The sequence below is a fragment of the Roseibium sp. AWQ4_290 genome (genome assembly GCF_056160985.1).
In genome coordinates this window covers 104,225-116,825 of record NZ_JBSWYG010000009.1, presented here as the reverse complement: position 1 = coordinate 116,825, position 12,601 = coordinate 104,225, and the positions used below count along the sequence as shown (strand labels likewise).

Below are 12,601 nucleotides of genomic sequence, written 5' to 3'. Positions count from 1 at the left end.
AGGATCAGAAAAACGCAGTGTCTTCGTTTTCGGGTTGCTTATAGCGGAGCGCCGGGCTTTGAAAAACGCGGGCCCGCCGCCCTCTGGCCGTCTGATACCAACCTCACTAGATAGAAACCCATCTGATGGCGCTGGTCCGGATTGGCCGGCAAGGCGCGTTGCGCAGGACGGCCTGGTTGGCCGTTCAAGCGGCGCAACGCAGTCCGGCGGGCCGGAGCAGGCCACCGAGGCCGTGTTTGGGGACTGTTCAGCTGCGTCCCAGGTTTTGAACGATAAACCATATCGCCTTGCAACCTGCTCCTTACCGAACAGTCCCCAAACACGGTCAGATCGGTTCCTAGCTATCGAGGTTGGTATGAGCCTCAAACGTGGAGCGGCTGAAGCTGCGAACCGTTCGCAACAAGCTTGACAGTTGCAAATGATTTGCAATATCAATTGCAGAAATCGCGTAACCCCCCTCTCAGGAGTTTGGAATGGTCAAGAAATTGGTTCTGGCGGCTGCGCTGGCGGCCATGCTGTCCTCTATTACGGGCGCTGCACAGGCCGCGGACAAGATGAAGGTGGTGACAACCTTCACTGTGATTGCGGATATGGCGAAGAATGTTGCCGGGAATGCAGCCGACGTGGTGTCCATTACCAAGCCGGGCGCGGAAATTCATGGCTACCAGCCCACACCGCAGGATATCGTCCGGGCATCTGATGCGGATCTGATCCTGTGGAACGGGCTGAATCTGGAGCGCTGGTTCAAGCAGTTCGTCGCCCAGATCGGTGACATGCCGTCTGTCACCGTGAGTGATGGTATCAAACCGATTGCCATCAACTCCGGCGCCTATAAGGGCAAACCCAATCCCCATGCCTGGATGGGGCTCGAAAATGCCCAGATCTATGTCGACAACATCGTGACGGCGTTTTCCAGGCAGGACCCGGCCAATGCGGCAGTCTACAAGAAAAACGGCGAGGCCTATAAGGCAAAGCTGCGCGCGGCCATCGGCCCCTTGCGAAAGAGCGTGGCCGCAATCCCCGAAGGGCAGCGCTGGCTGGTCACCTGCGAAGGCGCGTTCAGCTATCTGGCCCGGGACTTCGATATGAAGGAGCTCTATCTGTGGCCGATCAATGCGGATCACATGGGCACTCCCCAGCAGGTGCGCAAGGTGATTGACGGGGTGAAAGAGCATCATATCCCGGTGGTATTTTGCGAAAGCACGGTAAACACGGCGCCAGCCAAGCAGGTCGCCCGGGAGACCGGTGCGAAGTATGGCGGGGAGCTTTATGTGGATTCTCTGAGCAAGCCCGGCGGCAAGGTGCCGACCTATCTGGACCTTCTGAAGGTGACCGCCGGAACTGTCGCCAACGGACTGAAATCGGCCGCGCATTGAGGCCGGTGCACGGCCTCGCGGCTCTGCGCTGCGAGGCCGCAATTGTGATGTCATGAATTGTGCTCTTTAATGGGAACCCCCGTGCTGCAAATTCTCAAGGACCCGGAAATGGATGTGACCGCGCCAGCGGAGACCGGCGGCCTCTCCGCCGAAGATGTGACCGTGACCTACCGGAACGGCCACACGGCCCTGTGGAATGCCAGTTTCGCCATACCGCGCGGCACGGTCACGGCGCTGGTCGGGGTCAACGGGGCAGGCAAATCCACCTTGTTCAAGGCCATCATGGGTTTCGTTCCGGCGGCCAGCGGGCGGATACGCATTCTGGATCTGCCGGTAGAAGACGCTTTAAGGCGCAATCTGGTGGCCTATGTGCCCCAGTCCGAAGAAGTCGATTGGTCTTTTCCGGTGCTGGTGGAAGACGTGGTCATGATGGGCCGCTATGGCCATATGGGCTTTTTCCGCCGGCCCCGGCAGGAAGACCGGGAGGCGGTCGATCAGGCGCTTCTAAGGGTCAACATGCAGGACTTCCGGCACCGCCAGATCGGCGAATTGTCCGGTGGCCAGCGCAAGCGGGTGTTTTTGGCGCGGGCTCTGGCCCAGGACGGCCAGGTGATCCTGCTGGATGAGCCCTTTACCGGCGTGGATGTGAAAACGGAAGACCAGATCGTCGCGCTTTTGAAAGAGCTGCGCGACGAGGGCCGGGTGATGCTGGTCTCAACCCACAATCTCGGATCGGTTCCCGAATTCTGCGACCGTACGGTTCTGGTCAAAGGCACGGTGCTGGCCTATGGCGCAACGGCGGCGACCTTTACCCGGGCCAATCTGGAACAGGCCTTTGGCGGTGTGCTGCGCCACTTCACCATCTCCGACGAGACCCTGCATACGGATGGCGATCCGCGCAAGGTCACCATCCTGACCGATGACGAGCGGCCTTTCGTGCAATATGGCGATGAGGTTCAAACAACGGAGGGCGGCCGGTGATCGATCTCCTCACGGAACCTTTCGGCTATGCCTACATGCTCAATGCCATGTGGGTGTCGGCACTGGTGGGCGGGGTCTGCGCGTTTCTGTCAGCCTATCTGATGCTGAAGGGCTGGTCGCTGATCGGCGATGCCCTGTCCCATTCCGTGGTGCCGGGGGTCGCGGGAGCCTATATTCTCGGCCTGCCGTTTTCGCTCGGCGCTTTTCTGGCGGGCGGGATGGCGGCGGCCGCCATGCTGTTCCTGTCCGAACGCTCCGGCCTCAAGGTGGACGTGATCATCGGGCTGATCTTCACCGCCTTTTTCGGGCTTGGGCTGTTCATCGTGTCGGTCAATCCGGTCTCCGTGTCCATTCAGACCATCACCATGGGCAATATTCTGGCGATCACGCCGGAAGACACGCTTCAGCTTGCCATTATCGGGTTTGTGTCCCTGGCGGTGCTGCTGGCCAAGTGGAAGGATCTGATGGTGACTTTCTTCGATGAAAGCCACGCGCGCACCATCGGCCTGAAGCCGGGGCTGCTGAAGGCGGTTTTTTTCGTGCTTCTGTCCGCCTGCGTGGTGGCGGCCATGCAGACGGTCGGCGCCTTTCTGGTGATTGCCATGGTGGTCACGCCGGGGGCGACCGCCTATCTGTTGTGCGACCGGTTTCCCCGGCTGATTGCCCTGTCGGTGGCTATCGGGACCCTTACCAGTTTTTCCGGAGCCTATATCAGTTATTTTCTGGACGGGGCGACTGGCGGCATCATTGTCGTGATGCAAACCCTGATCTTCCTGGCCACCTTTTTGCTGGCACCCAAACATGGGCTGCTGACGGCCCGCCGCAAGGCGGCGGACGCGCTCAGGAAGGGACCTCAGCCGGCCGCTGCCGTGACTGAAGCGGCCGCGCGCGGGGAGGGGGCGTGATGGATCTCGACACGCTCTTGCTGCCCTTTCGGTTTCCCTTCATGCAGAACGCTTTCCTGATCTGCATCATCGTCTCCATTCCCACAGCGCTGCTGTCCTGTTTTCTGGTGGTCAAGGGTTGGGCCCTGATGGGAGATGCGGTCAGTCATGCCATCCTGCCCGGCATCGTGATTGCCTATATTCTCGGAATACCGCTCCTGATCGGGGCCTTTGCCGCCGGGATGGTCTGTGCGCTGGCCACCGGCTATCTGTCCGGCAACAGCCGGGTGAAGCAGGACACGGTCATGGGCGTCGTCTTTTCCGGCATGTTCGGGCTGGGCATCGTACTCTACGTGTCCATCGAATCCAGCGTGCATCTGGATCACATCCTGTTTGGCAACATGCTGGGGGTCGGGACACAGGATCTTTTGACCGCTGGTGTCATTGCCATACTGGTTGGCGGTGCGCTGGTCCTGAAATGGAAGGATCTGGTCCTGCACAGCTTTGATGCGGCCCAGGCGCGGGCCTCGGGCCTGCCGGTCAATATTCTGCATTATGGTCTTCTGGCGGCCCTGTCGCTGACCATCGTGGCGACCCTGTCCGCCGCCGGGCTGATCCTGGCCGTCGGCCTTCTGATCTCGCCCGGCGCGATTGCCTTCCTGCTGGTACGGACGTTCCGTACGATGCTCTGGGTGTCCGTTCTGGTATGCATGTCCGCCATGCTGGCAGGCACCTATGCCTCGTTCTTTCTGGACAGCGCCACTGCCCCGACGATTATCCTGATCTTGACGGCCATCTTTGTGGCGGCCTTCGCGCGTCGCCAGATCCTGACGCGCCGCGACTCCCAGCAGCAGATCCAGCTGGAGAGGACCTAGAAGACGGGCCCTGAAGCCAACCCGTTTGACCGGCGGTTTCTCTTGCTGTTTGCCCTCGAACAGGCCAGCGCAACGGGAGAGCCAGACCGGCCTTGACGAAACCTGCTCCGTCTTTTGGGGCGGGCCTGCAGACAGAGCCGGTCGGGGGCAGGCAAGACGGGCGGGCCCCTGGCCATTCAGGCGGGCAAGGCGTGCCGTAAACAGGTGTTTCAGCTGCAGGGAAATCCTCGCGTTGTGACCGGTGGCGCAAATTCTTGCTGCGCTGCAGTATGTTTGTTGCATAAAAAATAGCTCTGCGCATAATGCGGGCATGAGCAGTGGCATTTCGATCCTCGTCATCGATGACAATAAGATCCGCGCGTCCATTATCGAAGAAGGACTGCGCGATGCCGGCCACGAGTCCGTTATTCTCGTGCATCAGATGGATGGCCTTGTCCGGCAGATCGCGGACATCAACCCGGATGTGATCGTCATTGATCTGGAAAACCCGAACCGGGACCAGCTGGAACACATGTTTCAGGTCTCGCGCGCGGTCCAGCGCCCGATTGCCATGTTTGTCGATAAGGCGGACAGCCAGTCCATCGAAGCGGCTGTTGATGCGGGCGTGTCCGCCTATGTGGTCGACGGCCTCAAGCGGGAGCGGGTCAAACCGATTCTGGACATGGCCGTCAGCCGCTTCAGGGCCTTTTCCAAACTGGCCCAGGATCTGGAAGATGCGCGCACGGAGCTGGCGGACCGCAAAACCATCGACCGGGCGAAGGGCATTCTTATGAAATCGAAAGGGCTGACGGAACAGCAAGCCTATGACCTGTTGCGCCGGACGGCGATGAATCAGAGCCGCAAGATCATCGATGTGGCCCAAAGCCTTGTCATCGCCAGTGGCCTGCTGGGAGAGTGACGGATGCGGACAGGACAAACTGGCCGGGGAGGAGCGGCCATCAGGGAGACCGGAGGATCATGGACAAGCCGTTGACACCCGTAATCGCGGGCTTCATTCCGCTTCTGGACAGTGCGGTTCTGGTCGCGGCCCATGAGATGGGCTTTGCCGAGCAGGAGGGGATCAGCCTGAAGCTGGTGCGGGAAACCTCCTGGGCCAATATCCGCGACCGGGTCGGGGTCGGGCATTTCGATGTGGCCCATATGCTGGCGCCGATGCCGATTGCGGCCAGTCTCAATCTGACAAGCCTTGCCGTGCCCATGCTGGCGCCCATGGTGCTGGGCCTTGGGGGCAATGCCATCACCGTGGCGACGGCGCTGTGGCAGGACATGGTGGAGAACGGGGCCGACCGCACGGGTGGCCCAGCCTCCACAGGCGCAGCGCTTTCAAAGGTCTTGGCGCTGGGGGCAGGCAAGGACGAGGCCTCCTTGCGTTTCGGGGTCGTGCATCCCTTTTCCGGCCACGCCTATGAATTGCGCTACTGGCTGGCAGCGGCCGGGATCGACCCGGACCGGGATGTCGAAATCACCGTTCTGGCCCCTCAGCTCATGCCGGACGCCCTGGCGGCGGGGCAGCTCGACGGCTATTGCGTTGGTGAGCCCTGGAACACGGCCGCCGTGGTGGCCGGAACCGGCCGGATCGCCACCTATAAACAGGCGATCTGGCCCGACAGCCCAGAAAAGGTGCTGGGGGTCACGCGCCGCTGGGCCGAAGCGCATCCCGAAACCCTGGCGGCTCTTTTAAGGGCCGTCTCGCGGGCGGCGGACTGGTGCGCAGACCCGCAGAATGTGGGGCGGCTGACGTCTATTCTGTCCGGTCCGGACTATCTGGCCTGCGCGCCGGAGATCTGCCGGCCGGCCCTTGGCGGTGAGATGCGGTTTGGCCGCACCACCTCCCGTACGATCCCGGATTTCCTGACCTTTTCCGGTGGTGCCAAGGCGGCTCCATCTCCGGCCCAGGGCCAATGGTTTTACGAGCAGATGGTGCGCTGGGGGCAGGCCGAGGCCATTGAGCCTGAGGCCGTGGCGACCGTTGCCGGGGTTTTTTGTCCCAACACTTACCGGCAGGCCTTGAACATCGGCAGTCAGCCGGACGCGCCCCCCATGTCCCTTTTCGATCAGGCCGCTGGCTAGAGCATCGTGCAGACTTATCGCGCGATACTCTAAACCAAATCCCGCTTCAGCGGGTGTGCTCGTCGCTGCCAGACACCAGAGATGTGAATGCAAAAGACAAAGCAGTTTGAAGCTGGATGAACGCGGCGCTTTCTGGATCGGTCCAGGCAGCCTGATCCAGGGCGGTCGAAGAAACGCTGCATTGCACAAAGATAAGGCGTCTGCCTGAAAAAAGAGCTGCACGTTTGGAGCGGGTGCGCGCCCAAGAGAGCCAGAGGATTGCGCTAAAATATTGAAAAAAAAGAAAGAAAAAATATCTGTCAAGTTGGCACGCTTCCTGCTTTTAAATCCGTGAGGCCGACGCTGGCCGAAATCATATAGCGCCCAGAGACGGGCGCCCAGGCAAAGCCGCCGTTCTGATCTGCATCTCCTCCTCCCATGCGCAGGTCAAGACGGCGGCTTTCTTTTTGTGAGTCAGCGTCTGGTTAAAGGACGCGGAACGTATGAGGGAACAGGACGTGACACAGACACCGAAAAACGGGATGACCCGCCGTCTGGCACTCGGCGCCTTGATGGCGGCCACGGCATTTGGCCCGGCCTCGACGGCCTTTGCCGAGATGCTGGATGTGGAAAAGGACGAGCTGACCTTCGGCTTCATCAAACTCACCGACATGGCGCCGCTGGCCATTGCCTATGAGCTTGGCTATTTCGAGGATGAGGGGCTGTTTGTCACCCTTGAGCCCCAGGCCAACTGGAAGGTGCTTCTGGACCGGGTCATCACCGGCGAGCTGGACGGTGCCCACATGCTGGCTGGCCAGCCGCTGGCGGCGACCATCGGCTTTGGCACCAAGGCGCATATCGTGACGCCGTTCTCCATGGATCTCAACGGCAACGGCATCACCGTGTCCAACGAGATTTGGGAGATGATGAAACCCCACATTGAAATGCAGCCCGACGGCAAGCCGGTCCATCCGATCAAGGCCTCTGCCCTGAAGCCGGTGGTGGATCAGTTCATTGATGAAGGCAAACCCTTCAACATGGGCATGGTGTTCCCGGTCTCCACCCACAATTACGAGCTGCGCTACTGGCTGGCCTCCGGCGATATTCATCCCGGCTTTTATTCCAAGACCGATATTTCCGGTCAGATCCAGGCCGATGCGCTGCTTTCCGTGACCCCGCCACCGCAAATGCCTGCGACCCTGGAAGCGGGCACGATCTATGGCTACTGCGTCGGTGAACCCTGGAACCAGCAGGCGGTCTTCAAGGGCATCGGCGTGCCTGTGATCACCGACTATGAGATCTGGAAGAACAACCCGGAAAAAGTGTTCGGCCTGACCAAGCAGTTCACCGAGGAAAACCCGAACACGACGCTGGCTATCACCAAGGCTCTGATCCGGGCCGCCAAGTGGCTGGACGAGAACAACAACGCCAACCGGATGGAAGCGGTCGAAATCCTCGCCCGGTCCGAATATGTGGGGGCGGATGCGGAAGTGATCGCCAATTCCATGACTGGCACGTTCGAATATGAAAAGGGCGACAAGCGCGAAGTGCCCGACTTCAACGTCTTCTACCGCTACTATGCCACCTATCCGTTCTATTCCGATGCGGTCTGGTACCTGACCCAGATGCGCCGCTGGGGGCAGATCCCGGAATACAAGCCCGACAGCTGGTATGACGAGGTCGCCAAATCCGTCTATCAGCCGGACATTTACCTGAAAGCTGCGCGCATGCTGGTGGAAGAAGGCCACGTGGCCGAAGAGGATTTCCCTTGGGATACCGATGGCTACCGCGAACCGACCCCGGCAGCCGACATTATTGACGGCATTCCCTATGACGGCAAACAGCCCAACGCCTATATCGACAGCTTGCCGATTGGCCTGAAGGACAAGCAGGTCGTGGACGGTAATTCCGTCGTGGGAGGCTAAGGCCTGCCCGGGACCGGCAGCAGGGTCTGCCGGTCCCGTGTTTGCGGACACAGGCTGATATGCTGGAGCAGGGACCTTCAAATCAGCGTCAAAAACCTGTCCCAACTCTTTGTTTTCACGCAATTCCGGACGCAGAACCAGAGTCCGCCGTTCCAGGAATTGCTCCACATCGGGGACTTTTCCCATGGCCAATGCCGAGACTGCCGGATCTGAAGATCTGACCCGGGCTGCCCGGAAAGAAAAAGTGTTCACCTGGATCAACAAGACCGGTGGCTGGCTGGATGCCCTAGGCTTCTCCTGGCTGGTTCCCCTGATGAAAATGGCAGCTGGTGACAGCCCTAAGGAGCAGCTGGGGGAGCTGAAGCGTGTGCTTTTGATCCCCCTGCTGGGCATCATTGCTTTTCTCGTCCTGTGGGGCGTGCTGGCGCCCCAGGTCCAGACCTCGCTAGGGGCCGTGCCCGGTCCGGCCCAGGTCTGGAGCCAGGCGGTTAACCTGTGGGACGACCATGTGCGCGAGCGTGAGAAGGCGGCCGCATTTTATGACCGTCAGGACAAGCGCAACGCGAAATATGAAGCTGAAGGCAAGACCGACAAGATCAAGTGGCGCACCTATACCGGCAAACCCACCTACATTGACCAGATCGGGACCTCGCTGAAGACGGTCGGTCTCGGTTTTTTGATTGCGACCGTGATTGCCGTGCCGCTGGGTATCGCATCTGGCCTGTCGCGGGCCTTTAACGGGGCCATCAATCCCCTGATCCAGATTTTCAAACCGGTCTCGCCGCTTGCCTGGCTGCCCATCGTGACCATGATCGTCTCGGCCACCTATGCCAATCCCTATGACTGGCTGTCGAAATCCCTGCTGATCTCGGCGGTGACCGTGACCTTGTGCTCCATGTGGCCGACCCTCATCAACACGGCGCTGGGCGTCGCCTCGGTTGACAAGGATCTGATGAATGTGGGCCGGGTGCTGCAGCTGCCCACCTGGAAAACGATCACAAAGCTGGTTCTGCCCTCGTCCCTGCCGCTGATCTTCACCGGCCTGCGCCTGTCGCTGGGCGTGGGGTGGATGGTCCTGATTGCTGCGGAAATGCTGGCGCAGAACCCGGGGCTGGGCAAATTCGTCTGGGATGAATTCCAGAACGGATCCTCCCAGTCGCTGGCCAAGATCATGGTAGCAGTTGTGACCATCGGCCTGATTGGCTTCATGCTCGACCGGTTGATGTTCGCCCTGCAGCGCGCCTTCACCTTCAGCGCCAACCGCTAGGGAGCAGCCGGTATGTCCTTTCTGGAAATCTCCGCTGTCTCCAAGGCCTATGGCGAAGGCGCGAACCGCACGCCCGTGCTGGAGGATATAAATCTGAAGGTGGAGGAGGGCGAGTTCATTGCCATTGTTGGCTTTTCCGGCACCGGCAAGACCACGCTTATCTCCCTTCTGGCCGGGCTGATTGACGCTGACGCGGGCGGCATCGTCTTCAAGGGCAAGGAGATTGACGGGCCCGGGTCGGACCGGGGCGTTGTTTTTCAGTCCTATTCGCTGATGCCCTGGCTGTCGGTGGCCGGAAATGTGGCCCTGGCGGTCGACACGGTGTTCAGGAAAAAGTCTTCCCGGGAAAGACAGGCCATCTGTGACCGCTATATCGAGATGGTCGGTCTCTCCCATGCCCGTGACCGCAAACCGGCGGAGCTTTCCGGCGGCATGCGTCAGCGGGTGGCCGTGGCGCGGGCGCTGGCCATGCAGCCGGACCTTCTGCTATTGGACGAGCCGCTGTCGGCGCTTGACGCGCTCACCCGCGCCAAGTTGCAGGACGAGTTTGCCGCCATTTGCGACAAGGAAAAGAAGACCATCGTACTCATCACCAATGATGTCGACGAGGCCATTCTTCTGGCGGACCGGATCTTGCCCTTGAAACCGGGCGCAGCGGCGACGCTCGGGCCGGAATTCAAGGTGCCTTTCAAACGCCCGCGCGAACGCGGTGACCTCAACCATGATGATGATTTCATCCGCCTGCGCGCTGAAATCACGGAATATCTCATGGAAGCTGGCGCGGAACGCGGGGCGGATCTGGAGCGCGACATCGTGCTGCCGGATATCGTGCCGATCACCCAGCGTGCCGGGGACAAGGACCCGTTGCCGGCGGCCTATGAGCGGGCGGCGGAGACCGTCAGGGACGACCGGTATTTGGAATTCTCTCAGCTGAAGAAGGTCTATCCGACGCCCAAGGGGCCGCTGACGGTAGTCGACGGGTTCGAGCTGAAGATGACCAAGGGCGAGTTCATCACCCTGATCGGCCATTCCGGCTGCGGCAAGTCGACGGTCCTGTCCATGGTGGCGGGCCTCAACCCGATCACGGAAGGCGCGATTGTTCTGGACGGCACCCATGTGACCCAGGCCGGACCGGACCGGGCCGTGGTGTTTCAAGCGCCCAGCCTGATGCCCTGGCTGACCGCCTATGAGAATGTCGCCCTTGGGGTCGACAAGGTCTATCCCCATGCCTCGAAGGCCGAAAAGCGCGACGTCATCGAATATTACCTCTCGAAGGTCGGACTGGCGGATGCCATGACAAAGGCGGCGGTGGACCTGTCCAACGGTATGAAACAGCGGGTTGGCATTGCCCGGGCCTTTGCACTGTCGCCCAAGCTGCTGTTGCTGGACGAACCCTTCGGCATGCTGGACAGCCTGACCCGCTGGGAACTGCAGGACGTCTTGATGGATGTGTGGAAACGCACCCAGGTGACGGCGGTTTGCGTCACCCATGACGTGGACGAGGCCATTTTGCTGGCCGACCGGGTGGTGATGATGTCCAACGGGCCCAATGCCCGCATCGGCAATATCATGGAGGTGGATCTGCCGCGTCCGCGCTCCCGTAAAGACCTGCTCGCCCATCCGGATTACTACGCCTACCGGGAAGAGCTTCTGGATTTCCTGGAAGCCTATGAAGGGGGCGCGGACCCGAGCGAAGACCAGCTTACTTCCATTCAGGAAAAACGGGCCGCCCGCATGGCCCGTCAGAAGGCTGCGGTGGAAGCTGCGGAGTGAAACACATGACAAAACAGAAGCTTGTTGTCATCGGCAACGGCATGGCGCCGGGGCGTATGCTCGAACACCTGTTCGAGAGGGACGCCGATGCCTTTGACGTGACCATTTTCAACGCCGAACCGAGGGTGAACTACAACCGCCTCATGCTGTCGCCGGTGCTCTCGGGGGAAAAGACCTATGAGGACATCATCACACACGGGGACGCCTGGTACACAGGCCACAATGTCACCCTGCACAAGGGGGCCAGGGTGACCCGGATCGACCGGGACGCCCGGACAGTGACCGCGGAAACCGGCCAGACGGCCAGCTATGACAAGCTGGTGATCGCTACCGGCTCCAGCCCGGTCATTCTTCCGCTGCCGGGCCGGGACCTTGAGGGCGTGCTGACTTACCGGGATCTGGATGATGTCGGCCGGATGCTGAAGGCCGCTGCCCGGGGCGGCCGGGCGGTTGTGATCGGCGGCGGCCTGCTGGGCCTTGAGGCGGCTGCCGGGCTGAGGCAGCAGGGCATGGAAGTGACGGTGCTGCATCTCATGCCGGGCCTGATGGAGCGCCAGCTTGATCCAGCGGCCGGGGCGCTTCTGGAAGACGCATTCAGGCGGCGCGGCATTGAGGTGCGCACCCAGGCCAACAGCCGGGAGATCGTCGATGACGGCGCGGGCCGTGTGAAGGCAATCCGTCTGGAGGACGGCACCGAGATCAGCGCCAGCCTCATCGTCATGGCCGTGGGCATCCGCCCGGCGGTGCAACTGGCGCAATCCGCAGGGCTCACCGTCGGGCGCGGCATCAAGGTCGGCGATGACATGCGCACATCCGATCCGGATATTTTCGCGCTTGGCGAATGTGTGGAGCACCGGGGCCAGTGCTACGGGCTGGTGGCCCCGCTCTATGATATGGCCAAGGTGGTTGCGGACAATCTTCTGGGCGGATCGCACACCTATGGCGGGTCGGTCACCGCCACCAAGCTTAAGGTGACCGGCGTGGATCTTTATTCCGCCGGGGATTTTTCGCAAGCCGGCGACCGGGAAGAGATCGTGCTGCAGGATGCGGCCGCCGGTGTCTACAAGCGCCTGGTTCTGAAAGGCGACCGCCTTGTCGGGGCGGTGCTCTACGGGGAGACCGCAGATGGTCCCTGGTTCTTTGATCTTTTGAAAAACCAGACGGATGTTTCGCAGATGCGCGAGACCCTGATTTTCGGCCAGGCCTATCAGGGGAGGGCTCCCCTGGACCCTATGGCGGCCGTTGCAGCCTTGCCGGATGAGGCAAAAATGCGCAGCTGCAACGGCGGAAATCAAAATCAGACCGGCGGCAGCCCAGAACACGGGGCGGCAGACCCTGACGCGGCCCCTGCCGGTCCTGGAGCTGTGGCGTGCGGTACGGCCATGCACTGGAAGAACAGATCTTCGCTGATGGCAGCCAGGGCTCCGGCCCGGCATGCTTGCTGACCGGACACATGAGTACCAACCCCATC

9 protein-coding genes and 1 pseudogene are annotated in these 12,601 nt (G+C 61.0%); all 10 read left to right on the top strand.

Annotated features, from left to right (window positions below; genetic code table 11):
- Positions 1-473: 473 nt before the first annotated feature.
- Complete coding sequence (locus tag ACXAH0_RS11040) at positions 474-1,376, top strand: metal ABC transporter substrate-binding protein (RefSeq protein WP_475191186.1); 903 nt, start codon at positions 474-476, stop codon at positions 1,374-1,376.
- A 108-nt stretch (positions 1,377-1,484) separates the two neighbouring features.
- Entirely contained in the window at positions 1,485-2,357 is an 873-nt protein-coding gene (locus ACXAH0_RS11035) for a manganese/iron ABC transporter ATP-binding protein (protein WP_475191327.1), read from the top strand.
- A 35-nt stretch (positions 2,358-2,392) separates the two neighbouring features.
- A complete protein-coding gene (locus ACXAH0_RS11030) occupies positions 2,393-3,262 on the top strand; it encodes a metal ABC transporter permease (RefSeq protein WP_475191323.1) in 870 nt (289 codons plus the stop codon).
- Positions 3,262-4,116 (top strand): metal ABC transporter permease, encoded by an 855-nt coding sequence (locus ACXAH0_RS11025; RefSeq protein WP_475191184.1) that lies wholly within the window; start codon positions 3,262-3,264, stop codon positions 4,114-4,116. Before ACXAH0_RS11030 ends, ACXAH0_RS11025 begins: the two co-directional genes overlap by 1 nt.
- Positions 4,117-4,426: 310 nt before the next feature.
- Positions 4,427-5,014, top strand: coding sequence for an ANTAR domain-containing response regulator (locus ACXAH0_RS11020; protein WP_475191181.1), 588 nt, complete (start codon positions 4,427-4,429; stop codon positions 5,012-5,014).
- Between the two features lie 59 nt (positions 5,015-5,073).
- Positions 5,074-6,186 carry a CmpA/NrtA family ABC transporter substrate-binding protein gene (locus ACXAH0_RS11015; protein ID WP_475191179.1) on the top strand — a complete coding sequence of 371 codons (1,113 nt, stop codon included), beginning with the start codon at positions 5,074-5,076 and terminating at the stop codon, positions 6,184-6,186.
- A 521-nt stretch (positions 6,187-6,707) separates the two neighbouring features.
- Entirely contained in the window at positions 6,708-8,090 is a 1,383-nt protein-coding gene (locus tag ACXAH0_RS11010; RefSeq protein WP_475191320.1) for a CmpA/NrtA family ABC transporter substrate-binding protein, read from the top strand.
- Positions 8,091-8,274: 184 nt separating this feature from the next.
- Positions 8,275-9,357 (top strand): ABC transporter permease, encoded by a 1,083-nt coding sequence (locus ACXAH0_RS11005; RefSeq protein ID WP_475191177.1) that lies wholly within the window; start codon positions 8,275-8,277, stop codon positions 9,355-9,357.
- Between the two features lie 12 nt (positions 9,358-9,369).
- Complete coding sequence (locus ACXAH0_RS11000) at positions 9,370-11,130, top strand: ABC transporter ATP-binding protein (RefSeq protein ID WP_475183110.1); 1,761 nt, start codon at positions 9,370-9,372, stop codon at positions 11,128-11,130.
- 5 nt (positions 11,131-11,135) lie between these two features.
- Positions 11,136-12,416 (top strand): annotated as a pseudogene (locus tag ACXAH0_RS10995) (NAD(P)/FAD-dependent oxidoreductase); the annotation flags it as partial.
- Positions 12,417-12,601 lie beyond the last annotated feature (185 nt).

Excerpts from the sequence above, each read along its gene's own strand:
- ACXAH0_RS11040 (WP_475191186.1), top strand. The coding sequence starts at position 474 with ATGGTCAAGAAATTGGTTCTGGCGGCTGCGCTGGCGGCCATGCTGTCC.
- ACXAH0_RS11035 (WP_475191327.1), top strand. The coding sequence starts at position 1,485 with ATGGATGTGACCGCGCCAGCGGAGACCGGCGGCCTCTCCGCCGAAGAT.
- ACXAH0_RS11030 (WP_475191323.1), top strand. The coding sequence starts at position 2,393 with ATGCTCAATGCCATGTGGGTGTCGGCACTGGTGGGCGGGGTCTGCGCG.
- ACXAH0_RS11025 (WP_475191184.1), top strand. The coding sequence starts at position 3,262 with ATGGATCTCGACACGCTCTTGCTGCCCTTTCGGTTTCCCTTCATGCAG.
- ACXAH0_RS11020 (WP_475191181.1), top strand. The coding sequence starts at position 4,427 with ATGAGCAGTGGCATTTCGATCCTCGTCATCGATGACAATAAGATCCGC.
- ACXAH0_RS11015 (WP_475191179.1), top strand. The coding sequence starts at position 5,074 with ATGGACAAGCCGTTGACACCCGTAATCGCGGGCTTCATTCCGCTTCTG.
- ACXAH0_RS11010 (WP_475191320.1), top strand. The coding sequence starts at position 6,708 with ATGACCCGCCGTCTGGCACTCGGCGCCTTGATGGCGGCCACGGCATTT.
- ACXAH0_RS11005 (WP_475191177.1), top strand. The coding sequence starts at position 8,275 with ATGGCCAATGCCGAGACTGCCGGATCTGAAGATCTGACCCGGGCTGCC.
- ACXAH0_RS11000 (WP_475183110.1), top strand. The coding sequence starts at position 9,370 with ATGTCCTTTCTGGAAATCTCCGCTGTCTCCAAGGCCTATGGCGAAGGC.